This is a genomic window from Streptomyces sp. NPDC093149, from assembly GCF_044754145.1.
Taxonomy (GTDB): domain Bacteria; phylum Actinomycetota; class Actinomycetes; order Streptomycetales; family Streptomycetaceae; genus Streptomyces.
Map to the genome: position 1 here is coordinate 280760 of NZ_JBIVON010000009.1, position 26176 is coordinate 306935.

Sequence of the window (26176 nt, forward strand, 5' to 3'; positions counted from 1 at the left end):
GACCCACGAGGAGCCCACGATGTCTTTCGCCCTTCCCCGAGCTCTCGGCCTCGCTCGACGAGGGGAGGCCCCATCGGCCGCAGCGAAGACTCCGGCCGCCCGCATCGGGCTCGGCCTGGCGGCGGTCGGCAGGCCCGGATACATCAACCTCCACCGTGACCGCGATCTGCCCACGGACCGCAGTGTCGAAGCGCTGCGCGAGCGCACCCACGAGCTGTTGGACGCCGCCTACGCGCAGGGGGTCCGCTACTTCGACGTGGCCCGTTCCTACGGCCGTTCGGAGGAATTCCTGGCCGACTGGCTGACGGCGCGTCCGGAGGTGGACGACGTCGTCATCGGCAGCAAGTGGGGCTACACCTACACCGCCGGCTGGAGCGTCGAGGCCGAGGCGCACGAGGTCAAGGACCACGGCCTCGCCACGTTTCTGCGTCAGCGCGACGAGACCGACGCGCTGCTCGGCGACCGCCTCGACCTCTACCAGATCCACTCGGTCACCACCGACAGCCCGGCCCTCACCGACAAGGAACTGCACGCGCGGCTCGCCGGACTCGCCGCGGAGGGGGTCGGCGTGGGCCTGTCCACCAGCGGACCCGCCCAGGCCGACACCATCCGGGCCGCCCTCACCGTCACGGTCGACGGGGAGCCGCTCTTCCGTACCGTGCAGGCCACCTACAACGCCCTGGAGACCTCGGCCGGAACCGCGCTCGCCGAGGCCCATGACGCCGGGCTCACCGTGATCGTGAAGGAAGCCATGGCCAACGGCCGGCTCGCCGGAACGGATGCCCCGGCCATGGTCCGGGAGACCGCCGCCGAGGCCGGCGTCGGCAGCGACGCGGTCGCGCTGGCCTTCGTACTGCGCCGGCCGTGGGCCGGTGTGGTGCTCTCCGGTGCGGCGACCGTCGAGCAGCTTACAGGCAACCTGCAGGCGCCCGGCGTCGACCTCGACGAGGAGCGGTGCGGCCGGCTCGACGCGCTGGTGGAGGAGCCGGAGGCGTACTGGCGGCACCGCGCCGCGCTGCCCTGGAGCTGAGCGGGCCCGCCGGGACCCGCGGCCGGTGCGCCGCGCCGACGGCGGCGAGAGGCGCGGAACCCCTGTCACATCGATGCGGTCCCGTTCGTCATCGCAGGGACGGCACACTACGGAGGAATGTGACTGTGGACGGACACGAGATCCTGGCCCGGCGCTTCGAGGAGAACCGCACGAAGCTGAAGGCCGTGGCCTACCGGATGCTCGGCTCGACGAGCGAGGCGGAGGACGCCGTCCAGGAGGCATGGCTCCGGCTCAGCCGTTCCGACGACCGGGCGATCGAGAACCTGGGCGGCTGGCTGACGACGGTCGTCGGGCGGGTGTGTCTGGACATGCTCCGCTCGCGCCGCTCCCGGCGTGAGGAGCCCCTCGACACGGGGGTGCCCGAGACCCACGTCCCGGGCCCGGCCCTCGGCGCCGGCCCGGAGGCCGACCCCGAGCAGCAGGCGCTGATGGCCGATTCGGTCGGTCTCGCGCTGCTGGTGGTGCTCGAAACCCTGGACCCCGCCGAGCGGCTCGCCTTCGTCCTGCACGACATGTTCGCCGTTCCCTTCGACGAGATCGCCCGCATCGTGGACCGCACCCCGGCCGCGGCGCGGCAACTCGCCAGCCGGGCCCGCCGCAGGGTGCGGGGAGCGGACCCGGATCCGGATCCCGATCTCGCCCGCAGGCGCGAGGTCGTCGACGCCTTCCTGGCCGCCGCCCGCGGTGGCGACTTCGAGGCCCTCGTCGCTGTCCTCGACCCGGACGTGGTGCTGCGTTCCGACATCGGCGCCGGTGACTTCGGTGTGCCGGCCCTGGTGCGGGGCGCCCAGGCAGTGGCCCGTCAGGCGATGGTGTTCGCGCCGTTCGCCCGGTCGTCGCAGTCGGCCCTGGTCGACGGAGCACCGGCCGTCATCTCGACGCGGGAGGACCGGCGGTTCTCGGTCATGGTCTTCACGGTCGCGCGGGGGAAGGTCGTCGAGATGTCCGCCATCAGCGACCCGGCCCACCTTCCCGGCCTCGATCTCGTCGTCCTCGACGACTGACCCCGGGGCGGGGCGGGCTCAGCGCCCGTCGCCGCCCCGGCGGCCGTCCGCCCACGCGGCGAGCGCCTCGAAATCGGCCGGCAGCAGTCCGATCCGCGGATCGATCCACAGCAGCAGCGACTCGGCCGCGCCCTCGCCCTGCCCCGAGACCCACTGCCGGTCCTGCTCGGCGATCTCGTCGTCGACCCAGGCGAACGGCCGGCCGGCCGCGTACTCCACGACGTACTGCGTCTTCCAGTACGTGCCGTCCGGCGCGCTGCCGTGCATCGACGGCCAGTCGATGTACGGCAGCGGGGGCAGGCCGAGACGCGGCCCGATCCACTCGTTGGCCTCGTCCATCCAGGTCGTCGCCCAGACCAGTTCGAAACGGTCGGCGAGGGCCAGCAGCGCCCGCCCGTGGTCCGGGTTGAGCAGGACGGGCAGCGGCGGTCCGTAGTCCCATCCCGTCGGCCGCATCAGATGCCGCGCATAACCGTCCGGGATCCGGCGGAGCATGAATGCCGCGTACGGATTGAGCGGGCCGTCGATGTCGATCAGCAGCAGCGGCTTCATGACGACATGGTCCTCCCTCCCTTCCACGGGAGGCGATGCCTTTTTGGTGAGACATTCGTGTCTCATATGGTTTATGGTTGTCTCATGAGTCTCGACCGTGAGCAGGTGCTGCGCAGCGCCGCCGCCCTGCTGACCCGCAAATCGACCGCCACCATGGACGAGGTCGCCAGAGCCGCAGGCATCGGGCGCGCCACCCTGCACCGGCACTTCGCCGGTCGGGATGCCCTGGTCAAGGCGTTGGAGGACCTGGGCATCCGGGAGTTCGAAGCGGCTCTGGACGCCGCCGCGCTCGACGAGGGCAGCTGCGAGGAGGCCCTGCGCCGTCTGGTCGCGGCCATCGAGCCGAGCGCCGGACTCTTCTCCTTCCTCGTCACCGAGAACCAGCTCTTCGAGGGCGACGAGGTGAACGAGGGCTGGGACCGCCTCGATGCCCGGGTCTCCGCCTTCTTCCGGCGGGGCCAGGAGCGCGGCGAGCTCCGCATCGACCTCACCCCCGCGTGGCTGACCGAGGCCCTCTACGGGCTCGTCTCCACCGGAGCCTGGGCCGTCCAGGCGGGCCGGGTGGCCGGACAGGACTTCCAGTACATGATCGTCGAGTTGCTGCTCGGCGGCGCACGCCGGAGCGTAGAGCAATGAGCCGTCTCGAACAGCACGCGGAAACCACCCATGAGCTGCGTCGTCCGGGGCGGTGGATCGCGCTGGCCGTGCTCGTCCTCGCGGTGCTGCTCGTGGCCGTGGATGCCACGGTCCTCGGTCTCGCCACCCCCTTCCTCACCGAGGACCTCAAGCCGTCCGGCACGCAGCTGCTCTGGATCGGCGACGTCTACTCCTTCGTGATCGCCGGGCTCCTGGTCTCCATGGGCAGCCTCGGCGACCGCATCGGCCGCAAGAAACTGCTGCTGACCGGTGCCATGGCCTTCGGTGCGGTCTCCGTGCTCAACGCGTACGCGAGCAGCCCCGAGATGATGATCCTGGCGCGGGCGCTGCTCGGTGTCGCGGGCGCCACCCTGATGCCGTCCACGCTCGCCCTGATCCGCAATCTCTTCCAGGACCCTCGCGAGCGCAGCCTCGCCATCGGTATCTGGGGAGCCATGGCCTCCGCGGGCGCGGCCGTCGGCCCCGTCGTCGGCGGCTTCCTCCTGGAGCACTTCTGGTGGGGCTCGGTCTTCCTGATCAACCTGCCGGTCATGGCCGTGCTGGTGGTCGTCGGCGTCAAGATGATCCCCGAGTCGAAGAATCCGGCACCGGGCCCCTGGGACCTGGTCAGTGTGGCGCTCTCCTTCATCGGCATGATCGGTGTCGTGTACGCGGTCAAGGAGCTGGCCGCACACGGTACGAGCTGGGGGGTCGCCGTCGTGGGCCTCGGCGGCCTGGCCGCGCTCTGCTGGTTCGTACGCAGACAGCTCACGCTTCCCGCACCCCTGCTGGACATGCGGCTCTTCCACCACCGGGGCTTCTCGGGCGCGGTTCTCGCCGATCTGCTGACCATCCTCGGCCTGTCCGGGCTGGTCTTCTTCCTCTCCCAGTTCCTGCAACTGGTACAGGGACGAGGACCGCTGGAGGCCGGGCTCGCCGAACTGCCCGCGGCCGTCGGCGCGGTCACCGCGGGTCTGATCGCGGGCGTGGCGGCCCGCCGCTACTCGGTGCGGTCGGTGGTCTCCGGCGGGCTCGGGGCGATCGGCCTGGCGCTCGCCGCGGTCACCCTGTTCCACCGGGAGACCGCCTATCCGCTGATCGGCGTGGTGCTGCTGATCGTCGGAGTCGGCGCGGGCTTCGCCTTCACCGTCACCTCCGACGTGATCCTCTCCAGCGTTCCGAAGGAGCAGGCGGGTTCCGCGGGCGCGGTCTCCGAGACGGCGTACGAACTCGGCGCGGCCCTCGGTATCGCCCTGCTCGGCTCCATCGTCACCGGCGTCTACCAGGACTTCGCCACTCCGCAGGGCGTCCCCTCCGCCAACGCCTCGGCGGCCCATGAATCGCTGGGCGGCGCCGTCGAAGCGGCCCACGGCCTTCCGGCGCAGCAGGCGGGCGCGCTGATCTCCGCGGCGCAGGAGTCGTTCGTCGAGGGGTTGCGACTCGCCGCCGGGGCCGGTGCGGCGGTCCTGCTGGCAACGGCCGTCGCGGCCTGGTTCCTGTTGCGCGGTCAGAAGCTGGAGGACGGCATCGTCCACCAGTAACCCCGGACCGTACGGCCACCGAGGCATGCGGACGGGCCCGTACCACCGATCGGTGGTACGGGCCCGTCCACATGCCCTGCTCGCGCGTCAGCTCACGCGGCCTTGGCCTTCGTCGCATACATGTCGACGTACTCCTGACCCGACAGCCGCATCACCTCGGCCATCACGGAGTCGGTCACCGCCCGCAGCACATAGCGGTCGCGGTCCATGCCCTCGTAGCGGGAGAACTCCATCGGCTCGCCGAAACGCACCGTCACCTTGCCGGGACGGGGCAGACCGGCACCACCGGGCTGCAGCTTGTCCGTGCCGATCATCGCGAACGGCACCACCGGCGCACCCGTCATCAGCGTCAGCCGGGCGATCCCCGTGCGGCCCCGGTAGAGCCGGCCGTCGGGGGAGCGGGTGCCCTCCGGATAGATGGCGAACGCCTTGCCCTCCTCCAGCACCCGACGGCCCGTCATCAGCGCCGCGACACCGCCGCGACCGCCGTCCCGGTCCACCGGGATCATGCCGCAGCCCGTGAAGAACCAGGCCATCGCCCGGCCCTTGATCCCCTTGCCCGTCACGTACTCGTCCTTGCCGATGTAGTAGACCGGCCGGTCGCAGCAGATGGGCATGATCATCGAGTCGATGAACGTCAGATGGTTGCCCGCGAGGATCACCGGACCGTCGCCGGGGATGTTCTCCACACCCTCCACCTGGGGGCGGAACATCAGGCGCAAGATCGGTCCGAGCACTGCCTTGATGAGTGCGTGTCGGGACAACGGTTCCTCCGGTGTAGTGGCCGGGCCGGCCGGGCGCGGGATCATGACGGTCCATGCAGGTGAGGACGATACTCGCGGGTTCTCGCCGTTCGCACATCGGGTTCATCGATCGGATACGCGGTGTTGACGTCTGTTTCCGCCAAGTTCGTCCAGGAGCTGCTCCTACGACGGTACGACTCCCTACGCTCGGGCCTCGCCCGACAGGTGCGAGACATCACACGTGAGGAGCATTCATGACTGAGCGCGCGCAGGCAGGCCCCGGCCGCAGAACCCTGCTGGGGGCGGGGGCCGCGGTACTGGGCTCCGCCGCCCTCGGACTGGCCGGCGGCCCGGCCGACGCCGCGGACGGCACCGTCCGGAACCCCTCCGAACGGTCGGACGGACACGGCGGCGCACACGGCTTCCGCCTCGACCTGCCGGTGCCCACCGTCATCGGACACCGCGGCACCAGCGGGTACCGGCCCGAGCACACCCTCGGCTCCTACCAGCTGGCCCTCGACATGGGCGCGCACATCGTCGAGCAGGACCTGGTGCCCACCAAGGACGGCCATCTCGTCTGCCGTCACGAGAACGACATCACAGCCACCACCGATGTCTCCGCCCACCCCGAGTTCGCCGGCCGCAGGACCACGAAGAAGGTCGACGGCGTCTCCCTCACCGGCTGGTTCACCGAGGACTTCACCCTCGCCGAACTGAAGACGCTGCGGGCCACGGAGCGCATCCCCGGCACCCGTCAGAAGAACACGCTCTACGACGGCCGCTGGGAGGTCCCCACCTTCGAGGAGGTGCTGCGCTGGGCAGACCGTGAGGGCCGCAGGCGCGGGAAGCCGGTCTGGCTGTACGTCGAGACCAAGCACCCCACCTACTTCCGGGGACTCGGCCTCGGGCTCGAAGAGCCCCTCGCCGAGCTGCTGCGCCGCTACAACCGCCACCGCAAGCAGTCGCCGCTCATCCTTCAGTCCTTCGAGCCCGGCAGCATCCAGCGGCTGGCCGGACTCGTCGCCACCCCGCGCGTCGTGCTGCTCTCCGGCGCGGGCGAGCGCCCCTGGGACTTCGTGACGTCCGGCGATCCGCGCACCGTCGCCGACCTGGTGAAGCCCGAGGGCCTGAAGTGGATGGCGTCCTTCGCCCAGGGGATCGGGCCCACCCTGGACCTGATCATTCCCAAGGACGCCTCGGGGCGGCTCACCTCGCCGACCACCCTGGTGAGGGACGCGCACGCGCAGGGCCTGGTGCTTCACCCGTACACCATGCGCAACGAGAACACCTTCCTGCCCGCCGACTTCCGGCGCGGCACGGACCCCACCGCGTGGGGTGACGCCTTCGGTGCGTTCCGGACGTACTTCGCGACCGGCATTGACGGGATCTTCTCCGACAACCCGGACACCGCCCTTCTCGCCGCGGCGGACTTCGCCGCCCGGTGAGACCGGCGTCAGCACCCAGCCGGGGCGTGCCCCGGTCGGGTGGTGGCCGCCCCGGACGGCAACCGGCCGTCGGCGCGGGCGCGTCGGCCCGGGCATGACGCTCCTCGATCTCGCCCCCGCGGACACCGCCGCCTCCGCGACCATCGTCCGTACCCTCTATCCGCTGGTGAGCGCCGAGGCCACGGCCGAGGCGGCCGCCTCGGCGACGGGCGCGGCGATCGAACCCGCCGATCTCGAACAGGCCGTCTGGCTGCGGCTGCTGGAGCGGCTCGCCCGGGGCGGGCCGCCGGTGGACACGGCACGCTGGGTACGGAACGCCGTACGGGCGGAGGCCCGCCGGGCCCGCCGTACCGCCCGGCACGAACGCCCCTACCGTGACGAGACGTCAGCGGATCCGGCCGGCTGCCCCGAGCGGATCGCCGTCGGAGCCGACGAACGCCGGGCGCTGCGTGCCGCGGTGGACCGGCTGCCCGGACGGTGCGCCAGGCTGCTGTCGGCGATGCTCGCCCCCGGTGATCCCACGTACCGGGAAATCGCAGGGAAGTTGGGTATGTCACAGGGCAGCTTGGGCCCGATCCGTTCCCGATGCCTTGGATGTCTGCGCAGAATGCTCGCGGCGGAGGTTGTCGCTCCTGAACCACGGGGAAAGGAGCGTTAGACAACCGGTGGATCAGGTGGGTGGAGGCATGCGCAGATGGGCATGAGCGTGATCATCTCGGCGGCGACGGAACAGGACGCCGAAGAGGTCTTGAAACTTCAGTACCTCTGCTTCCAGAGCGAGGCCGAGCTGTACGGGAACTACCGCATCGACCCGCTGGTCCAGAGCCTCGATTCGCTGCGCGCCGAGATCGCCACACAACTGGTGTTCGTGGCGCGACTGGGCGACGAAGTGGTCGGCTCGGTCCGTGGCTCCACCGATCAGGACGGCACGGGGCAGATCGGCAGGCTCTGCGTCCATCCAAGGCTCCAGGGGCACGGTCTCGGTGCCCGGCTGCTGCGGTCGGCCGAGTCGGGGCTCGCCGACGAGCGGTCGGCCACCCGCTTCCGGCTGCAGACCGGGCATCGCAGCGAGAGCAATCTGCGGCTCTACCGGCGGGCGGGTTATGCCCAGGTGGGCAACGAGACCGGTCGGGACGGCGTCCGGATGATCCTGCTGGAGAAGGAAGCGACGGCGCCCGACTACGTGACCAGCGCGTGAAACGGGCCCGCCCGGCGAACGGGGGCGCGACCGCGGACCGGCCCCGGCCGACGGTCGATCTCACCGAAGGCCCGTCGGGCGGGAGTCACGCCTTCTTCGCGCTGCGCAGCCACATCATCCCGGTGATCGGCAGGATCACCGGGATGAACAGATAGCCCATGCCGAAGTCGGACCAGACGGTGGCGTCCGCGAACGCCGACGGCTCCACCATCGTCCAGGTCCCCACGACCAGCACGCCCAGGAGTTCGGCGGCGCAGCACACCAGCGCCGACCTGCGCGCCTTCTCACCGCCGCGCACCAGCGAGTACGTGATGAATCCGTACACGAGAGCGGCGACGGCCGACAGCACATAGGCGAGCGGAGCCCTGCCGAAGTCCAGGATCATCTGGACGATCGAGCGCGAGGCCGCGGCGACGGTGAACACCCCGTAGAACCAGACCAGTACCCGGCCGGGGCCGGTCCCGAGGTCGAAGGGCCGCTTCTCGCCGGTGGCCGCCGCGGGGGCGCGATCGGTGTCGGTCACGGTCAGTTTCCCCAGATGTCGTAGAGCCGTACTTCGAGGACGGCCAGCACGACCGCGCCCGCCGCCACCGTCACCGAACCCCACCGGGTCCGCTCGGTGAGCGACAGGAAACCGGCCGCCGGCACGGCGAGGAAGGCCCCGATCAGATACGCGATGAAGATCGTCATGCCCTGGTCGGGCCTCGCGCCCCCGGACAGCCGCACGATGCCCACCACCAGCTGGGCCAGCGCCAGCAACGACACCACGGCCATGGCGATGAAGTGCCAGTCCTTGGTCGGCTGGTCCCGGTACGCGGCGAATCCGCACCACGCGGCGAGGGCGAGCGCGGTCACGGCGACCGCGACCGTCAGGGCGTCAAGCATGAGGCGAGGGTATTACGGACCAAAGCGCCCTCTGCGTGCGCCCCCGCCCCCGGGGGACCCGGGACACGGAGCGCGGGCGAGGCTCCGGTGTGATGACCGGAAGGAGGCACCGGCCCGGCAGACCCTTCCGGCCGCACCAGTAGTGTCGATGCACATGAAGATCCACGCCCAGGCCCTGCTGTTCGACAACGACGGAACGCTGCTCTCGTCGATCGAGTCGGTGTACCGCTGCTGGACCCGATGGGCCCAGGAGTACGGGATCACGGCGGAGGACTTCGAGGGTCTCGAACTGCACGGCCGGACGGCCGGCGAGATCGTCGCCGAACTGCTCCCGGCGGACCGGGTCGAGGAGGCCCTGGCGCGTATCGAACAGCTGGAGGTCGAGGACGCCCCCGGCGGAGTCGTGATCCTGCCCGGTACCAAGGAACTGCTCGGTGCGCTGCCGGCGCACCGCTGGGCCGTCGTCACCTCCGCCACCCGGTCGCTCGGCCGGGCACGGCTGCGCGAAGTGGGCGTCGACTTCCCCCTGATGATCGCCGCCGAGGACGTCACCCGGGGCAAGCCGGATCCCGAGCCCTATCTGCTGGCCGCCGAGCGCCTCGGCGTCGATCCGGCCCGTTGCGTGGTCTTCGAGGACGCCCCGGCCGGACTGCGGGCCGGAAGGGCGGCGGGCATGACGACCGTGGCCTTGGCCACAACGCACGACCGCTCCGAACTGGTCGCGGATGTGGTCGTCGATGATCTCTCCGCCATATCGGTGCAGGTCACAGCCCAGGGAGTGGAAATCGGGACGATCGGCTGAGCCGGCTCGCAGCACCATCCACGGCTGTCCGCTATTCGGACAGACGGATCGGGCGGAACGTTACGTCTGTTTTACTTGGGGCATGACCACGACGAGCAGCCGCACCCTTGCGACCGAGGCGATCACGACGCCCGGTGCTCGTTGTATGTGTCGAATGCGCACCTTCTGAGGGCCCCCGCCCCGCTCCTCGCGCCCCGAAGCGAGACCGAGCCCGAGCCGTCCGCACCCAGCGGAACGAGCCTGTCCGAGCGCCGCTGCCCCGGCCACATGCCGCGTCCAGCCGTGCCGGGATCCCGCTCGGAACGTCCGATCGAAACGCCCAGAGCGGTCTCATCGGCCGAATGCCCCGTGCCCGGCGGACACCGCGCCGCGCACTCGACAGTGACGGAAACCCTGTGATCACCACTACGGGCCTCACGAAGGTCTACCAGTCGCACGGCCGTGAGGTCACCGCCCTCGACGGCGTCGACCTGCACGTCCGCGAGGGCGAGGTGTACGGCGTCATCGGACAGAGCGGCGCCGGAAAATCCTCCCTCATCCGCTGCGTCAACCTCCTGGAACGCCCCACCTCGGGCACCGTGACCGTGGCCGGCCAGGACCTCACCGCCCTCGCCGGGCGGGGCCGCCGGGCCGGCAAGGAGCTGCGCGAGGCGCGCAGCCGCATCGGCATGGTCTTCCAGCACTTCAACCTGCTGGACTCCCGCAGCGTCCAGCACAACATCGAACTTCCGCTGGAGATCCTCGGCGTCTCCGGCCGGGACCGGGCCCGCAAGGCGCTCGAACTCCTCGACCTGGTCGGACTCGCCGACAAGGCCAAGTCCTACCCGGGTCAGCTCTCCGGCGGTCAGAAGCAGCGCGTCGGCATCGCCCGCGCCCTGGCCGGAGATCCCAAAGTGCTGCTCTCCGACGAGGCGACCTCCGCCCTCGACCCCGAGACCACCCGCTCCATCCTCCAGCTGCTGCGCGACCTCAACCAGCAGCTCGGCCTGACCGTCCTGCTCATCACGCACGAGATGGACGTCGTCAAGACGATCTGCGACTCCGCCGCGCTGATGCGGAAGGGACGCGTCATCGAGTCGGGCACCGTCGGCGAACTGCTCGCCACCCCGGGCTCCGAACTGGCCCACGAGCTGTTCCCCGTCGGCGGTACGCCCTCCGGCCCCGACCGCACGGTCGTCGACGTCACCTTCCACGGCGAGGCCGCCACCCAGCCGGTGATCTCGCAGCTCTCCCGCACGTACAACATCGACATCTCGATCCTGGGCGCCGCGATGGACACCGTCGGCGGCAAGCAGATCGGCCGGATGCGCATCGAACTGCCCGGCCGTTTCGAGGAGAACGTCGTCCCCATCGGCTTCCTGCGCGAGCAGGGCCTGCAGGCCGAGGTCGTGGAGCACGACGCCGCCGGCATCCCCGTACAGACCCCCGTCCCGCTCACCGAGGAGGTGGCGAAGTGACCTGGTCCGAAATGCAGCCGCTGCTCACCCAGGGGACCATCGACACCCTCTACATGGTGCTCTGGTCCGCCGTCGTCACCGTCCTCGTGGGGCTGCCGCTCGGTGTTCTGCTGGTCCTCACCGACAAGGGCGGACTGCTCCGGAACGCCCCGGTGAACAAGGTCATCGGCGTGATCGTGAACATCGGCCGCTCGCTGCCGTTCATCATCCTGCTGATCGCCCTGATCCCCTTCACCACCTGGGTCGTCGGCACCTTCATCGGTCCCACGGCGATGATCGTGCCGCTGGCCGTCGGCGCCGTCCCGTTCTTCGCGCGGCTCGTCGAGACCGCCGTTCGCGAGGTGGACCACGGACTCGTCGAGGCCGTCCAGTCGATGGGCGGATCCATCCCGACGATCGTCCGCAAGGTACTGCTGCCGCAGGCGCTGCCCTCGCTCGTCTCCGGCGTCACCACGACCGTCATCGTGCTCATCGGCTACTCCGCGATGGCCGGTGCGGTCGGCGGTGAAGGGCTCGGCTCCAAGGCCGTCACCTACGGATACCAGCGCTTCGACAACCGGTTCATGCTCGTCACCGTCGTGCTGCTGATCGTCATCGTGACCGTGATCCAGCTGATCGGCGACGCAGCCGTACGGCTGCTGGCCCGTCGGGGCCGCACCACCACCTGAGACCTTCGCTCCGCCAGAGCCCGCACTCCTTGTCCGGGCGCACCACCATCACCGAAAGAGGCACTTTTCGTGCGTAAGAACATCAAGATCACCGCAGCTGCCGCCGCCACCGCCGCCCTGGCCTTCGGCCTCACCGCCTGCGGCACCTCGTCCGACCCGGCCTCCAAGAGCGACACCGGCGCCAAGGCCGACACCTCCAAGGCGCTCGTCGTCGCGGCTTCCCCGACGCCGCACGCCGACATCCTGAACTTCGTCAAGAAGAACCTGGCCGCGAAGGCGGGCCTCAAGCTGGAGATCAAGGAGTTCACGGACTACGTCCTGCCGAACACGGCCACCGAGACCGGCCAGGTCGACGCCAACTTCTTCCAGCACCAGCCCTACCTCGACGACTTCAACAAGAAGAACAACACCCACCTCGTCTCCGTCGGCACGGTCCACCTGGAGCCCCTCGGCCTCTACTCCAAGAAGCTCAAGGCCGTCGGCGACATCAAGCCCGGCCAGACCATCGCGGTGCCCAACGACACCACCAACGAGGGCCGCGCCCTCCAGCTGCTCGCCGAGAAGGGGCTGATCACCCTCAAGGCCGGTGTCGGCACCGACGCCAAGCTCAGCGACATCACCGACAAGAAGGGCCTGCAGTTCAAGGAGCTGGAGGCCGCGACCGTGCCCCGCGCCCTGAACGACGTGGACGCCGCCGTCATCAACGGCAACTACGCCATCGAGGCCAAGCTCAAGCCCTCCAAGGACGCCCTGGCGCTGGAGAAGGCCGACGGCAACCCGTACGCCAACATCATCGCCGTGAAGCAGGGCAACGAGAAGGACGCCCGGGTCGAGAAGCTCGTGAAGCTCCTCCACTCCGACGAGGTCAAGAAGTTCATCGAGGACACCTACCAGGGCTCCGTCATCCCGGCCTTCGGTACCGCCAAGTCCTGACACCCGCACGGCACTTGTCCGCAGAGCCCCGCGCACCCCACCAGGGGGCGCGGGGCTCCGCCGTACGGACCCGCCCATGCACGACACGGGTCCCATGTTGCATGCTGTGCCTTTACACGGTCTTCGGCATGGAGCTGCGCATGACTTCCACCTTTCCGGACATCTCCATCAGCACGGATCGGTTGGTGCTGCGCCCCTTCGACATGGCGGACGTGCCCGCGTACATCGAGATGATGAACGACGAACTGGTCACCGCCTGGACCGATGCCCCCCACCCCTACACCCAGGTCGACGCCGAACGCTGGGTCCGCAGGATCGCTCCCGCCCAGCGCACCACCGGTGACGGCATCGTGTTCGCCGTCACCGAGTTCCTCACCCAGCGGCTCGTCGGCTCGGTCCGGCTGCGCAACACCGACTGGCGCACCCTGGCCACCGAGGCCACGTACATCACCGCCCCCTGGGCACGCGGAGAGGGATACGCCACCGAGTCGGTCCTCGCGCTGGCCCAGTGGCTCTTCCGCGACCAGGGCTTCGAACGCATCGAGCTGCGCACCGCCGCCGACAACACCGCCTCCCAGCAGGTCGCCCAGAAGGTCGGCTGCATCAGCGAGGGAGTCCTGCGCAACGCCCGTATAGCGCGCACCCGGACGGAGGACGGGGGCTGGACCGACATCAGGACCGACCTGATCGTCTGGGGCCTGCTCCCCGAAGACCTGGAAGGGGTCGCCGAGCAGCTCGCCGACGCGGGCGGCTACGGCGCCTACAACGACTGGAACTGACCCCCCGAGGGGTCCCGGCGCCGTACGGGTACGGACCGGGTACTCTCACCCTGCCCGCCCCTCACGGGCAGCCCCACCTGCGACAACTCCAGGAGACTGACGACAGATGGCCGATCGGGTCACCGTGATCGGCTGGGACGGCTCGCCACTGACCGGAGCGGCCACGGCCGCCCTCTCGGCCGCCACGCTCGTCGCCGGAGCCGCCCACCACCTCGCGCTCCCCGAGATCCCCGCGCACGCCGAACGGATCCGCCTGGGCTCCATCGACCTCGCCGCCCGACGGATCGCCGGACACCGCGGCAGCGCCGTGGTCCTCGCCGACGGAGACCCCGGCTTCTTCGGCGTCGTACGCAACCTCCGCGCACCCGAGCACGGCCTCGAAGTCGAGGTGGTGCCCGCCGTGTCCTCCGTCGCCACCGCCTTCGCCCGCGCCGGAATGCCGTGGGAGGACGCCCAGGTCGTCGTCGCCCACCCCCGCACCCTGCGTCGCGCCGTCAACGTCTGCCGCGCCCACCACAAGGTCGCCGTCCTCACCTCGCCCGGCGCGGGCCCGGCCGAACTGGCCCTGCTCCTCGAAGGCGTCCACCGCACCTTCGTCATCTGCGAGGAACTCGGCACCGCACGCGAGCAGGTCAGCGTCGTCACCTCCGACAAGGCCGCCGACCACGTCTGGCGCGACCCGAACGTGGTCGTCGTCATCGGCGGTGGCCCCGAACCACAGGCCACCGGCGCCTGGATCGCCGGCCGCCATCCCGCCTACCCCCGTGGCGTACGTGGCTGGGCACTGCCCTCCCAGGCCTACCCGGGCGGCGCCACGGACGCCGGGGACGAGAGCGGCGAGGGCGAGTCCCCGGGGCTGCGCGCCGCCCAACTGGCGCGCCTCGGCCCCCGTGTCGGCGACCTCGTGTGGGACATCGGCTCCGGCAGCGGGGCCCTGGCAGTGGAGGCCGCCCGCTTCGGGGCGGCGGTCCTGGCGGTCGACAGCGATCCGGCGGCGTGCGCCCGCACCGCGGCGGCGGCCCGCTCCTTCGGGGTCCAGCTCCAGGTCGTCGAGGGCCGGGCACCGCATGTGCTGGAGCGGCTGCCGGAGCCGGACGTCGTGCGGATCGGGGGCGGGGGAGTCCCCGTCGTCACCGCCGTCACCGAACGCCGGCCGGAGCGCATCGTGACCCATGCGTCGACGCGCGACGAGGCGGAGGCCCTCGGCGCGGCACTTTCCGGGAACGGATACACCGTCCGGTGCTCGCTCCTCCAGTCCGTCGAACTCGACACGGCCGCATGGTCGGAGCGTGAACGCTCGGTCGTCTTCCTGCTCTCCGCGGTCCGTTCCGACCTCGCCCCGTGACCCGGTCGGAGTACAGCGCGAGGTAGGCTGGCCGATCGTTGCACCGCGGCTGGACGTTCGTCGCTTCGTTCGTCAATGTCCGGAAAAGGGGACCGTTTTGGCCCCCGTTGTGGTACGGCAGATCCGGGGGACGCGCGACGTGGCGCAGTCCACAACGGGCCGTGGCGAAATGAGCTGCCGCGGCGGCGAACGGCCGCGAGAATGCAGTACGTCCGCGACCGTTTCGTGCCGCGCGGCGCGCCCGCTCGTTCTTGTTGACGAGCGCCGGCGTGCCGTGGTCGGGCGTCCCGGGCGAAGGGCCGAAGGAGCACTGACGATGGGCGAGGGGTACGCATGAGTGACACCGGCCAGATCCCGGTCGAGGGACTGCCGGAGAACGCAGGCATGGTGGAGCAGCCGGGCATCGCCGCCCCGGATGCCTACGCCTACCTCGCTCCCTCCGAGCACGTGTCCGAGGACGACGATCTCCTGCTGATGCCGAGCCCCCAGGGTGCCTGGAGCGACCCGCAGGCGGTACCGGCCCCCGGCCAGTACCCCGAGGGCGCTCCCGCCCAGGCACCGCTGCCCGAACAGGGCGCCCATCAGGTCCGGCCCCCGGCGCAGGCTGCCCACTTCCAGCCGGTCGGCGAGGCTCCCGCGCAGCCACAGGGACCCGTGCAGGTTCAGGTCCAGGAACCGGTTCAGGTACCGGCCGCGGACGCGTACGCCGCGCAGCAGGCGGTGGCGGATTCCCTGCCCGGGACAGGTCAGGGAACGCACGAGTCCGGCGGCCGCGACTCCGGTTCGGTCGACCTGAGGGGCGTACGCATCCCGTCGCCCACCCCGGCTCCCGCCCCGGCGGCGCAGCCCCAGGCCCCGGCGCGTCGACCGCTGCACCGAGGCCCGGTCGCGGCCGACGGCGGTCCGTCCTACGGCGGGGCGCCGACCGGCGGTGTCGTCCGTTCGCTCGCCGACCGGGGACCCGCGGGCGCGCCCCAGGCGCAGGCCCAGCCCCAGGCCCCCGCGCGGCAAGCCGGCCCGGCCACGACCGGACCCGAGTACTTCGGGACGCCGGGCGACGAGGCGGCCGTGCTGCCCGGCCCGCAGCTCGGTGAGATCCTGCCGCAGGGCGGGAGCCCCTGGGGGGCCCCGGCACCGGAGCCGGTCGTCGCCCCGGTCGAGGCGGGACCGTCCACCCCGGAGCCGGTCGTCCCTGGACCGCCCACCCCGGAACAGGTCGTCCCGGAACCGGCCACCCCGGAACCGGTCGCCGCAGAGCCGGCTGTCGAGCCGGCCCTTGTGGCCCAGCCCGTTCAGGCCGCTCCGGCCGTGGCGCCGGAGGCCGTGAGCCCTCCGTCGGCGACCGATGAGGCGGCGTCCGTCGTGGAGCCCCCGGCCGAGAGCCCGGTCGACGTCCCGGTGGGGGACTCCGCCGGAACGGAGGCCGAGGCTTCCGTCGAGCTTGCGGCACCGGCAGTCGCCGAGGTGCCCGTGGAAGCCGTGGCAGCGGTGGTGACCGAGGTGCCGGCCGAGGCCGAGGCCGTGACTCCCGTCGAAGCCGCCGCCGCGCTGACGGACGACGCGTCGCACGAGGTCGCGCAAGCCGCTCCCACCGGCCGGTCCGAGCCCGAGGAGGGTTCGGTGCCGACGGCCCCGCACCCGGCTGCGACGCCCGCCGTGGAGCAGGCCGTGGAAGCAGAGCCCGAGCCCGAGCGCGTGCCGATCGTCATGGAGCCCGTCCAGCCTGCCGCACCCGAGGTCGTCGCTCCCGTCGCTCCCGTCGAAGACTCCGAGCCGATTCCCGCGCCCGTCCCCGTCCCCGTCCCGGAGGCCGAGCTTCCGGCGGTCACTGAGCCGACAGCCGAACCCGGCCCCGAGGTCATCGAGACCCCGGACGTCACGGCGCCCGTCGGCGACGCGGAGTCCGCGCAGGCCGCCCAGGCGGAATCCGTGCAGCCCGAGAGCCCAGAGCCCCGGCCCGAGCCCCGGCCCGGTGCCGAGGAGGCGGAGGCCCCCGAGGCGGCCGGGTCCGAGGAGACCACGGCCCCCGCCCCGCCGCCCGCCCCCGGCTACGACGACGCCGAACGCGAGGCGGTGCTGCGGGTCATGCGCGAGCGCCGCGACATCCGCAACGGCTTCCGCAGCGACCCGATCCCGCACGAGGTCCTGCTCCGCGTCCTGGAAGCCGCCCACACGGCACCCAGCGTCGGCCACTCGCAGCCCTGGGACTTCGTCGTCATCCGCTCGGCGGAGACCCGCCGTTCCATGCACGAACTGGCGCAGCGTCAACGCGACGCCTACGCCAAGTCGCTGCCCAAGGGCCGGGCCAAGCAGTTCAAGGAACTGAAGATCGAGGCCATCCTCGACACCCCGGTCAACATCGTCGTCACCGCCGACCCCACCCGCGGCGGCCGCCACACCCTCGGCCGGCACACCCAGCCGCAGATGGCCCCGTACTCCTCGGCGCTCGCCGTCGAGAACCTCTGGCTCGCCGCCCGCGCGGAAGGACTCGGCGTCGGCTGGGTCAGCTTCTTCGACGAGCGCGAGATGGTCCGCGCCCTCGGCCTGCCCGAGCACCTCGAAGTCGTCGCGTACCTGTGTGTCGGCTACGTCGACGAATTCCCCGAGGAGCCCGAGCTGATGCAGGCGGGATGGTCCAAGCGCCGTCCGCTGTCCTGGGTCGTCCACGAGGAGACGTACGGCCGCCGGGCCCTGCCCGGGGAGGAGCCGCACGACCTGCTGCAGGAGACCATCTCCAACATCCGGCCGCTGGACGCCAAGGCACTCGGCGAGGCGTGGGAGCGCCAGAAGCGGATGACCAAGCCCGCCGGCGCGCTCGGCATGCTGGAGATCATCTCCGCGCAGCTGTCGGGTCTGTCCCGGCTGTGCCCGCCGCCGATCCCGGAGCCCGCTGCCGTCGCGATCTTCGCGGGCGACCACGGCGTGCACGCCCAGGGCGTCACCGCCTGGCCGCAGGAGGTCACCGGCCAGATGGTCGCCAACTTCCTCGGTGGCGGCGCGGTCTGCAACGCGTTCGCGGCCCAGGTGGGCGCGGAGGTGTGCGTGGTGGACGTCGGCGTGGCCATGGACCTGCCCGCGACGCCCGGTCTCCTTCCCCGCAAGGTGCGCGCCGGGACGGCCGACTTCACGACCGGTCCGGCCCTCACCCGCGAAGAGGTCCTCGCGGCCGTCGAGGTCGGGATCGAGACCGCTCGCGATCTGGTCGCGGCAGGCAACAAGGGCCTGCTCACCGGTGAGATGGGCATCGCCAACACCACCGCGTCGGCCGCACTGATCTGCGTGTACACGGGCCTGGACCCGGCCGAGGTGACCGGTCGCGGTACCGGCATCAACGACGAGATGCACGCCCGCAAGGTCGATGTGGTCCGCCGGGCCCTCGAACTCCACCAGCCCGACCCGGCCGATCCGATCGGGGTTCTGGCCGCAGTCGGCGGTCTCGAACACGCGGCCATGGCCGGCTTCCTGCTGGGCGGTGCCTCGCTCCGTACCCCCGTCATCCTCGACGGCGTGAGCGCGGGCGCCGCGGCCCTGGTCGCGCGAGCCATCGCCCCCGAGGCCCTCGCCGCCTGCATCGCGGGCCACCGCAGCGCCGAGCCCGGCCATGTCGCCGCGCTCAACAAGCTGGGCCTGCGCCCGCTGGTCGACCTCGACCTCCGGCTCGGCGAAGGCACGGGAGCGCTGCTGGCACTGCCGATCGTGCAGAGCGCGGCGCGGGCGATGCACGAGGTGGCGACGTTCGACTCGGCGGGCGTCACGGAGAAGTAGCGGGGGCGCGAACAAGCTCCGACGGCCTTCGGGACGCGGGGTGAGGCCGAGGTCCCGGTCGGGAGCGGTGGCGGGCAGGACAACAGGCGCGCCACCGCCCCTCCCCGCTCGGCCACACGCCCCCACCACCTGCGCACGCCACCCCGTATCGTGGACCCAGCCCCACGAACCCGCACGTCACAGCCGCTCCACCGCCGCAGCGGCCCGCACCCCGCACCTCACGAGGAGCCGCACCGCCATGGCCGAGCACGCAGATCACGTCGATCACCCTGCGTACCCCGTCGGACTGCGTCTCAGCGGCCGCCGAGTCGTCGTGGTCGGCGGCGGCCAGGTCGCCCAGCGCCGCCTCCCCGCGCTCATCGCGGCGGGCGCCGACATCGTCCTCGTATCGCCGGATGCGACCCCGTCCGTCGAGGCGATGGCCGACGCCGGCGAGATCCGCTGGGAACGCCGTCCGTACGCCGAAGGCGACCTGGCCGACTCGTGGTACGCACTCATCGCGTCCGACGACACCGCGGCGAACGACGCCGCCTCCGCCGAGGCCGAGCGCACCCGCACCTGGTGCGTCCGCAGCGACAACGCCGACGCCGCCACCGCCCTCACCCCGGCCACCGGCCGCAGTGAGGGCATGACCGTCGCCGTCCTCACCACCGACACCCACGGCCGCGACCCGCGCCACAGCGCCGCCGTCCGCGACGCCATCGTCGAGGGCCTGCGCGACGGGACCCTCGCCGCACCCCACCACCGCACCCGGACCCCCGGTGTCGCCCTGGTCGGCGGTGGGCCCGGTGACCCCGACCTGATCACGGTGCGCGGGCGCCGCCTCCTCGCCGAGGCCGACGTCGTCATCGCCGACCGACTCGGCCCGCGCGACCTGCTCGACGAACTCCCGCCGCACGTCGAGGTGATCGACGCGGCGAAGATCCCGTACGGCCGTTACATGGCCCAGGAGGCGATCAACCAGGCGCTCATCGAGCACGCCAAGGCGGGCAAGGCCGTCGTGCGGCTCAAGGGCGGCGACCCGTTCGTCTTCGGCCGCGGCATGGAGGAGGCCCAGGCGCTCGCCGCGGAGGGCATCGCCTGCACCGTCGTCCCCGGCATCTCCAGCTCGATCTCCGTGCCGGGCGCGGCCGGAATCCCCGTCACCCATCGCGGTGTGGCCCATGAGTTCACCGTGGTGAGCGGCCATGTGGCCCCCGACGACGACCGCTCGCTGGTCGACTGGCCCTCCCTCGCCAAGCTGCGCGGCACCCTCGTGCTCCTGATGGCCGTCGACAAGATCGGCGCCATCGCCCGTACCCTCATCGCCCACGGCAAGGCCCCCGAAACCCCGGTCGCCCTGGTCCAGGAGGGCACCACGGCGGCCCAGCGCAGGGTCGACGCCACGCTGGCGACCGTCGCCGAACGGGCCGCGGCCGAAGATGTGCGTCCCCCGGCCGTCATCGTCATCGGTGACGTCGTCGCGGTCGGCACGAGCACCGCGGCGGCGCCCGCCGAATAGCCGGCACGAGCGCTTTCCCCACCCCGACGAGTAACCAGCGGTAACAGATCTTCCTCCCAGCCGTTGGCACCACACACCGGACAAGGCAGTATCAAACCCGTGGCTGATCTCATCACCGTCGACGATCCCGACGACCCCCGCCTGAGCGACTACACCGGACTGACCGACGTCGAACTCCGACGCAGGAGAGAGCCCGCCGAGGGCCTCTTCATCGCCGAGGGCGAGAAGGTGATCAGACGCGCCAGGCACGCCGGTTACGAGATGCGGTCGATGCTGCTCTCGGCGAAGTGGATCGATCTGATGCGCGACGTCATCGACGAGGTCCCGGCCCCGGTGTACGCGGTCAGCCCCGAACTCGCCGAACGCGTCACCGGCTACCACGTCCACCGCGGTGCCCTCGCCTCGATGCAGCGCAAGCCGCTGCCGACCGCCGACGAACTGCTGGCGACGACCCGCCGGGTGGTCGTCATGGAGGCCGTCAACGACCACACCAACATCGGGGCGATCTTCCGCAGCGCCGCCGCCCTCGGCATGGACGCCGTGCTGCTCTCCCCGGACTGCGCGGACCCGCTCTACCGGCGCTCCGTGAAGGTCTCGATGGGCGCGGTCTTCTCCGTCCCCTACGCCCGTCTCGACACCTGGCCCAAGGCTCTGGAGACGGTACGGGAAGCGGGCTTCGAGCTTCTCGCGCTGACCCCGGACGAAAAGGCCAGCAGCATCGACGAGGCGGCACCGCACCGGATGGACAAGGTGGCGCTGATGCTGGGTGCCGAGGGCGACGGCCTCTCCACACAGGCCCTGGTCGCCGCCGACGAATGGGTCCGCATCCCGATGGCGCACGGCGTCGACTCGCTGAACGTGGGAGCGGCCGCAGCGGTCGCGTTCTACGCCGTGGCATCGGGCCGCCCGCAGGGCTGACCGCGGAGCCCGTCGGCTACTGCACCCGCGGACTCCGCGTCGTCTCGCTCCGGTCCTGCGTCTGTGACTGTGACTGTGGCAGTGACTGGGGCTGCTCCACGGGCTGCGTCCGGCCCGTGCCCAGACCGCGGGCCGGGCCCTGGCAGCCCTGTGCCGCCGCGATGCCCAGCGCCACCAGCAGCGTCACCACGACGAAGACGACGAGCCGCTGTCGCAGCAGCCGCGGATTCGCCGGACGACGCCCCGTCGAGGTCTTGCGGGCCCCGGGCCGCGTTCCCGGGCGGCCGTTCGTCCCGTTCGTGCCCTGCGGGCGCCTGCCGGACCGCGTGGTGCTGCGCGGCGGCTGGTGCGTGTGATGCGGCGCGGGGCGCGAACCACCGGTACGGGGCGACCCCGCCCGCGACGACGTGGCCTGCCGGCCGCTCTGAGGCTGCTTCTGCTTCTGCTGACGGGGTGCCGGGGGAGCCGTGCGCCGGGTGTGCTGCTCGGTGTACGGGCCGTCGAGACGGCCGGTCGGCCGGTCCAGCTCCTGTGCCGAGCGCTGGACGGGCGGGCGCCTCTCGTGCAGTCCCTGCGCCTCCCTCGCCGCGATCTCCTTGAGCCGCATGGAGAGTTGAAGCGTGCTCGGCCGCTCCTCGGGATCCTTTGCCAGGCAGGCGCTCACCAGCGGCGCGAGCGCGTCGTGCACGTCGTACAACTGCGGTTCCTCGTGCACCACTCGGTACAGCATCACCTCGGAACTTCCGTGCCCGAAAGGCGAGTCGGCCATCGCCGCGTAGGCCAGCGTGGCACCGAGCGAGAACACGTCCGTCGCGGGCGTCACCGCCGCGCCGCGCACCTGCTCGGGAGCGAGGAATCCGGGCGAACCCACTGCCGTACCGACATGGGTGAGCGTCGAGGCGCCGGTCGCCCAGGCGATCCCGAAGTCGATGATCCTGGGGCCCTTGGGGGAGAGGAGGATGTTCGACGGCTTGAGGTCGCGGTGGACGACACCGGCCTCGTGCACCGCCACCAGGCCCTCGGAGAGCGCCGCCCCGATCGAGGCCACCTCGGCCGCCGACAGCGGACCCTCCTCGGCCACCTTGTCGTGCAACGACGGCCCCGGGACGTACTGCGTGGCGAACCACGGGCGGTCCGCCTCCAGGTCCGCGGCCACCAGACGCGCCGTGCAGCCGCCGCGGATCCGCCGCGCGGCGGACACCTCGCGCGCGAACCGCGAGCGGAACTCCTGGTCCTCCGCCAGATCCGGCCGGATCACCTTCAGGGCCACCCGCTGGCCCCGCCGGTCGGAACCGAGATAGACGACACCCATGCCGCCCGCTCCGAGCCGCCGGTGCAGCCTGAACGAGCCGACGACACGCGGGTCCTCGCGCCGGAGCCGCATCATCGCCATGTCTGCCCATCCCCGCTGCCTGGTACGCCTGACGAGGCACAGCTTACGTACCCGGCGCCCGGGGCGCTCAGAGGCCGCGCCCTCGCCCGCCGACCGATTGTCGCTGCGCGGCCCGGTCCATGACGGGGAGTCGGGGCGGAACCCGCCCCGAGACGCCGTGGCGGCCGGTCCCAAAGCGGTTGCGGGGGCAGGAGGTTGGCCGCCCGCGGGCGCCCGGCCCGGCGGGCGTGCGACCTCGCCGATCGCGGCTGCGCAGCCGCGGCCGGGGGCGGGGAGGCGGGGCGCGGGCGAGTGAGTGAAGTCACGGGGCCGGCGGCTCCGCGGGAACGCGGTCGTCCTCCCCGGCGTCGGCGCCTCGCGCGACGGCGGACAGGTGGCTACCGGTGTCCGCAGATGCCGTACCGTCCGGCTGCCCGGCGCCGCCCGCAGCGGCCTGCTCGCGCCGATGCCCGCCTCGCCCTCCGCCGGCACCGGAGCGGGCGTCCGGACGAGCGCGGCGGTCACCCGGTCCGGTTCCGGACCGCGACCGACCGGACGGGGAGTGCTGAGATCAGAAATCGGGTGAATGTTCTCCGGCCTGCCGCCGTGTCCGCCCGCCCACCTGATCCCCCGTACTGCGGCCCCGGTCCCCGGTCGGCGCATTCTCACGCGAGGCGCCTCTCGGTGCCGGAGGCCGCACACATCGACGGTTGCCGGGTGGAAGGCGGAGGGCTCCCCCTCCGGGAAGACCCCGGTACGAGGCGGCCGATCTCCACCCAGGGGAGTACGTCGACTACCCACGGCTCATCCTCCGGGAGGCCCGGCAATCGGTACGCGGGCATGACGTCGTACGTCTCCCGCTTCCCTAATGTTGAGGTCAAGCGGCGGGCGCAGCACTCGTCCCCCGAGGTCACACGCCCGCCGCCCCACATCGAGTCAGGAGAGGAACCATGGCGGACACGGCAACGCGGACCATGATCCGTACGCGGGGACGCAGCTTCCAGGCGTCGTTCGGCAACCGCCCGTCGTCCGGAACGCGGCACCCGCTGGTGGCGACGGCGATGGTTCTTCCTCTGGCGGCCCTGCTCGTAGTCGTCTTCGGCGGCTGGGACGCAGTGGTCACACAGGCGTCGTCCGTGGGCGTGATGCTGGGGCGCTGAGCGGCGCCCCGGGTCCGGAAGAGCGGTCCGGACCGGGACATCCGGCCAACAACCCCGTGGGGACGGGGGTGCGGCGGACGGCAGCGTTTGTCCGGTCAGCTGGGGAGCTGACCGGACATCGCGCTGTCCGGGGCTCTTCTCACGGCAACTCGACGTCCCCGCCGCCCATGGATTGCACACCGCCCAGGGTTTGCGTGGCGCCCGCACCGTCCACGCCGTCCAGGGACTACATGGTGTCCACGGCTTTCGCTCCGCCTCGTTCGCTCGTCGGAGGACCCGTCGCGGGTCGAGCCGCCCGTACTCTCGTGGAGGCCCGACACGGAAGCCGGACCGCAGCCCGCACTGTTCGCCACCGGGGGAGACCGTGACCACCGCAGTCGTACGCGCGCTCGGCGCCCTCGCCCATCGGGCCGCCCATGGACGCCCCGAGCACCCCTGCGACTGCCCGCCCCCGGCGGTGCTCGCCGACCGCGCGGACGGCACCGTGGTCCGCAGCGGAGCCGTCGTCGCCAAGGCCCATGCCCCGGACGCGGACAGCGCCGACCTGCCGGCCCGCCTCGCCCTCGCGAACGACCCGCTCCTCGCCGGCATCCTGCTGGCCCCGCTGCCGTCGCCCACCCCACCGGCCGGTCCGGTGGGGCCGTCCGCCACCCCCGCCGGACCACCCGCGCCTTCCACCGCCCTGCACGGCCGCGCCGTCACTCTGTGGCCCCATGGCGAGCCGGTCGACCCCGGCGACCCCGACGCCGCCCCCTGGCAGGAGGCCGCCGTGTTGCTGGCCGGGCTGCACCGGACCCCGCCCCCGCCCTCCCTCGCTCTCCCGCCCATGCGCGGCCCCGCCAAGGCCGCGCTCGCCGTCGCCCGCATGCGCGCCGCCCGGCCCGGCGACGCGGCCACCGCTCCCGTGCTCGCAGCCTGGCACCGACTGCCCCCCTGGGTCCGCGGCGAAGCCGACACGCCCCCGCACCGCTCGCGCTTCCTCTGCCACGGTGATTTCCACCTCGGGCAACTCGTCCGTCACCCCGCGCCACGCGGCCCCTGGCTGCTCATCGACGTCGACGACGCCGGCCTCGGCGATCCCGCCTGGGACCTCGCCCGCCCGGCCGCCTGGTACGCGGCCGGGCTGCTGCCTCCCGACATCTGGCTCCGTTTCCTGGACTCCTACCGGGCGGCGGGCGGACCCGCCGTGCGCGCCGACGGCGACGTCTGGCCCGAACTGGACGCGCCCGCCCGGACCCTGACCGTTCAGACCGCGGCGCTGGCATTCGCCAAGTCCGCGGCGGAGGGGCGAGCTCCGGATGAGGTGGAGCGGACGATGATCGATGCCTGTGCCCGAATCGCCGCTCTCCCGTCCGAGTTGGCCGCCGAGCACTCGTCGTAGGCTGAACCGACCGTCGGCGGGCACGCATTCCGGCGACGGCGAACCGACGGCGAGGAGTGAGCCGAACCATGCAGTGTCCCAAGTGCCACGCGCAGATGCACACGTACAACCGCAACGGCATACAGATCGAACAGTGCAGCGGCTGCCGGGGGATCTTCCTCGACTACGGCGAGCTGGAGACCCTGACCCGCATCGAGGCGCAGTGGACCCAGCAGGCCCCGCCTCCGCCGCCCGCCGCGCAGGCGTACCCGGCCGCCCCGGCTCCGGCCTGGGGTGCCCCGCAGCACCATGGCGGCCACCACGGCGGTCACTACCGGCACAAGAGCTTCGGTCACATGCTCTTCTCGTCCTGACCGGCCCGACACCGGTGAAGGGCTGAGTGCGGGTCCGGAAGCCGGTGAGCGCCCGATAGCGGGCCCGGCGGCCCTTCGCCGGGCCCGCGAAGCGTTCCGCAGACCGGTTGCTCACCGGTACGGGTCACGGAACGACGAAGCCCCGGTCGTCGAGACGACCGGGGCTTCTGCTGGTGCGCGATACTGGGATTGAACCAGTGACCTCTTCCGTGTCAGGGAAGCGCTCTCCCGCTGAGCTAATCGCGCAGGGTGAACCTGCGTGTACTGCGTGCGCGATACTGGGATTGAACCAGTGACCTCTTCCGTGTCAGGGAAGCGCTCTCCCGCTGAGCTAATCGCGCGGGGATCCTAGTGGACCAGTGGACGATACTGGGATTGAACCAGTGACCTCTTCCGTGTCAGGGAAGCGCTCTCCCGCTGAGCTAATCGTCCTTGGAGGTGGAGACGGGATTTGAACCCGTGTAGACGGCTTTGCAGGCCGTTGCCTCGCCTCTCGGCCACTCCACCAGGAGTGAGGGTTCGGGAAGATCCCCCACTTTCTGCGAGCGGACGACCAGGTTCGAACTGGCGACCTCAACCTTGGCAAGGTTGCGCTCTACCAACTGAGCTACGTCCGCTTGTCTTTCCCGGTCCGCTTGCGCGTCCCGGCGACGTGTTGAACTCTAGCGGATTCCCGGGCCAGTACAA

At 71.7% G+C, this 26176-nt stretch carries 24 protein-coding genes and 5 tRNA genes; 19 read left to right on the top strand and 10 right to left on the bottom strand.

All coding sequences use genetic code 11. The annotated features are described in order from the left end of the window. Positions 1-19 precede the first annotated feature (19 nt). Positions 20-1030, top strand: coding sequence for an aldo/keto reductase (locus tag ACIQCZ_RS26690; protein ID WP_402285427.1), 1011 nt, complete (start codon positions 20-22; stop codon positions 1028-1030). 125 nt (positions 1031-1155) lie between these two features. Next, complete coding sequence (locus ACIQCZ_RS26695; protein ID WP_402285428.1) at positions 1156-2055, top strand: sigma-70 family RNA polymerase sigma factor; 900 nt, start codon at positions 1156-1158, stop codon at positions 2053-2055. 18 nt (positions 2056-2073) lie between these two features. Here the strand turns inward: ACIQCZ_RS26695 and ACIQCZ_RS26700 are convergent, their stop codons facing one another. Next, positions 2074-2607, bottom strand: coding sequence for a hypothetical protein (locus tag ACIQCZ_RS26700; RefSeq protein ID WP_402285430.1), 534 nt, complete (start codon positions 2605-2607; stop codon positions 2074-2076). An 84-nt stretch (positions 2608-2691) separates the two neighbouring features. Between ACIQCZ_RS26700 and ACIQCZ_RS26705 the strand changes: the two genes are divergently transcribed. Next, complete coding sequence (locus ACIQCZ_RS26705) at positions 2692-3243, top strand: TetR/AcrR family transcriptional regulator (RefSeq protein WP_402285432.1); 552 nt, start codon at positions 2692-2694, stop codon at positions 3241-3243. Further along, positions 3240-4784: an MFS transporter gene (locus ACIQCZ_RS26710; RefSeq protein ID WP_402285435.1), complete on the top strand. Its 1545-nt coding sequence runs from the start codon at positions 3240-3242 to the stop codon at positions 4782-4784. Before ACIQCZ_RS26705 ends, ACIQCZ_RS26710 begins: the two co-directional genes overlap by 4 nt. Before the next feature lie 92 nt (positions 4785-4876). Here the strand turns inward: ACIQCZ_RS26710 and ACIQCZ_RS26715 are convergent, their stop codons facing one another. Next, positions 4877-5548, bottom strand: a complete 672-nt coding sequence (locus ACIQCZ_RS26715) for a lysophospholipid acyltransferase family protein (protein ID WP_402285438.1) — start codon at positions 5546-5548, stop codon at positions 4877-4879. Positions 5549-5781: 233 nt separating this feature from the next. Here ACIQCZ_RS26715 and ACIQCZ_RS26720 point away from each other — a divergent pair, with 233 nt between their 5' ends. The 3 genes from ACIQCZ_RS26720 (at position 5782) to ACIQCZ_RS26730 (ending at position 8170) form a co-directional block, all read left to right on the top strand. Further along, a complete protein-coding gene (locus ACIQCZ_RS26720; protein WP_402285440.1) occupies positions 5782-6972 on the top strand; it encodes a glycerophosphodiester phosphodiesterase in 1191 nt (396 codons plus the stop codon). Positions 6973-7066: 94 nt separating this feature from the next. Further along, a complete protein-coding gene (locus ACIQCZ_RS26725; RefSeq protein WP_376280439.1) occupies positions 7067-7630 on the top strand; it encodes a sigma-70 family RNA polymerase sigma factor in 564 nt (187 codons plus the stop codon). Between the two features lie 36 nt (positions 7631-7666). Further along, positions 7667-8170 (top strand): GNAT family N-acetyltransferase, encoded by a 504-nt coding sequence (locus ACIQCZ_RS26730; RefSeq protein ID WP_402285443.1) that lies wholly within the window; start codon positions 7667-7669, stop codon positions 8168-8170. Between the two features lie 85 nt (positions 8171-8255). On the opposite strand, the gene ACIQCZ_RS26735 is transcribed toward ACIQCZ_RS26730, so the two are convergent. Both ACIQCZ_RS26735 and ACIQCZ_RS26740 read right to left on the bottom strand, forming a co-directional pair. Then, a complete protein-coding gene (locus ACIQCZ_RS26735) occupies positions 8256-8693 on the bottom strand; it encodes a hypothetical protein (RefSeq protein ID WP_376218125.1) in 438 nt (145 codons plus the stop codon). Between the two features lie 2 nt (positions 8694-8695). After that, positions 8696-9055 carry a hypothetical protein gene (locus ACIQCZ_RS26740; protein WP_361444125.1) on the bottom strand — a complete coding sequence of 120 codons (360 nt, stop codon included), beginning with the start codon at positions 9053-9055 and terminating at the stop codon, positions 8696-8698. 154 nt (positions 9056-9209) lie between these two features. Between ACIQCZ_RS26740 and ACIQCZ_RS26745 the strand changes: the two genes are divergently transcribed. The 9 genes from ACIQCZ_RS26745 to ACIQCZ_RS26785 all read left to right on the top strand — a co-directional run bounded on the left by ACIQCZ_RS26745 (position 9210) and on the right by ACIQCZ_RS26785 (position 21223). After that, positions 9210-9857, top strand: a complete 648-nt coding sequence (locus tag ACIQCZ_RS26745) for an HAD family hydrolase (protein WP_402285447.1) — start codon at positions 9210-9212, stop codon at positions 9855-9857. 395 nt (positions 9858-10252) lie between these two features. Then, entirely contained in the window at positions 10253-11314 is a 1062-nt protein-coding gene (locus tag ACIQCZ_RS26750) for a methionine ABC transporter ATP-binding protein (protein ID WP_376562081.1), read from the top strand. Continuing rightward, positions 11311-11982, top strand: a complete 672-nt coding sequence (locus ACIQCZ_RS26755; protein WP_402285450.1) for a methionine ABC transporter permease — start codon at positions 11311-11313, stop codon at positions 11980-11982. Before ACIQCZ_RS26750 ends, ACIQCZ_RS26755 begins: the two co-directional genes overlap by 4 nt. Before the next feature lie 69 nt (positions 11983-12051). After that, positions 12052-12915 carry a MetQ/NlpA family ABC transporter substrate-binding protein gene (locus ACIQCZ_RS26760; protein WP_402285452.1) on the top strand — a complete coding sequence of 288 codons (864 nt, stop codon included), beginning with the start codon at positions 12052-12054 and terminating at the stop codon, positions 12913-12915. Between the two features lie 101 nt (positions 12916-13016). Further along, positions 13017-13694: a GNAT family N-acetyltransferase gene (locus tag ACIQCZ_RS26765; RefSeq protein ID WP_402285455.1), complete on the top strand. Its 678-nt coding sequence runs from the start codon at positions 13017-13019 to the stop codon at positions 13692-13694. Positions 13695-13800: 106 nt separating this feature from the next. After that, positions 13801-15039, top strand: a complete 1239-nt coding sequence (gene cbiE, locus ACIQCZ_RS26770) for a precorrin-6y C5,15-methyltransferase (decarboxylating) subunit CbiE (RefSeq protein ID WP_402285458.1) — start codon at positions 13801-13803, stop codon at positions 15037-15039. 333 nt (positions 15040-15372) lie between these two features. Beyond that, on the top strand, positions 15373-18804 hold the full coding sequence (gene cobT, locus ACIQCZ_RS26775; RefSeq protein WP_402285459.1) for a nicotinate-nucleotide--dimethylbenzimidazole phosphoribosyltransferase: 3432 nt from the start codon (positions 15373-15375) through the stop codon (positions 18802-18804). Positions 18805-19042: 238 nt separating this feature from the next. After that, positions 19043-20305: a uroporphyrinogen-III C-methyltransferase gene (gene cobA / locus ACIQCZ_RS26780; protein WP_402285461.1), complete on the top strand. Its 1263-nt coding sequence runs from the start codon at positions 19043-19045 to the stop codon at positions 20303-20305. A gap of 99 nt (positions 20306-20404) precedes the next feature. Next, positions 20405-21223 (top strand): TrmH family RNA methyltransferase, encoded by an 819-nt coding sequence (locus tag ACIQCZ_RS26785; protein ID WP_376218141.1) that lies wholly within the window; start codon positions 20405-20407, stop codon positions 21221-21223. Between the two features lie 16 nt (positions 21224-21239). On the opposite strand, the gene ACIQCZ_RS26790 is transcribed toward ACIQCZ_RS26785, so the two are convergent. After that, on the bottom strand, positions 21240-22616 hold the full coding sequence (locus tag ACIQCZ_RS26790) for a serine/threonine-protein kinase (RefSeq protein ID WP_402285464.1): 1377 nt from the start codon (positions 22614-22616) through the stop codon (positions 21240-21242). 929 nt (positions 22617-23545) lie between these two features. Between ACIQCZ_RS26790 and ACIQCZ_RS26795 the strand changes: the two genes are divergently transcribed. The 3 genes from ACIQCZ_RS26795 (at position 23546) to ACIQCZ_RS26805 (ending at position 25489) form a co-directional block, all read left to right on the top strand. After that, positions 23546-23755 carry a hypothetical protein gene (locus ACIQCZ_RS26795; protein WP_402285467.1) on the top strand — a complete coding sequence of 70 codons (210 nt, stop codon included), beginning with the start codon at positions 23546-23548 and terminating at the stop codon, positions 23753-23755. 364 nt (positions 23756-24119) lie between these two features. Beyond that, entirely contained in the window at positions 24120-25136 is a 1017-nt protein-coding gene (locus ACIQCZ_RS26800; RefSeq protein ID WP_402285469.1) for a phosphotransferase, read from the top strand. A gap of 68 nt (positions 25137-25204) precedes the next feature. Further along, the gene (locus ACIQCZ_RS26805; protein ID WP_402285471.1) at positions 25205-25489 is read left to right on the top strand and encodes a zf-TFIIB domain-containing protein; all 285 of its coding nucleotides are present in this window, start codon (positions 25205-25207) and stop codon (positions 25487-25489) included. A 171-nt stretch (positions 25490-25660) separates the two neighbouring features. Here the strand turns inward: ACIQCZ_RS26805 and ACIQCZ_RS26810 are convergent. The 5 genes from ACIQCZ_RS26810 to ACIQCZ_RS26830 form a co-directional block, all read right to left on the bottom strand. Continuing rightward, positions 25661-25735: transfer RNA gene (locus ACIQCZ_RS26810), tRNA-Val, on the bottom strand. A gap of 23 nt (positions 25736-25758) precedes the next feature. Beyond that, positions 25759-25830, bottom strand: a tRNA-Val gene (locus ACIQCZ_RS26815). A gap of 19 nt (positions 25831-25849) precedes the next feature. After that, positions 25850-25921, bottom strand: a tRNA-Val gene (locus ACIQCZ_RS26820). A 1-nt stretch (position 25922) separates the two neighbouring features. Then, positions 25923-25996, bottom strand: a tRNA-Cys gene (locus ACIQCZ_RS26825). Between the two features lie 37 nt (positions 25997-26033). Continuing rightward, positions 26034-26106, bottom strand: a tRNA-Gly gene (locus ACIQCZ_RS26830). Positions 26107-26176: the final 70 nt, after the last annotated feature.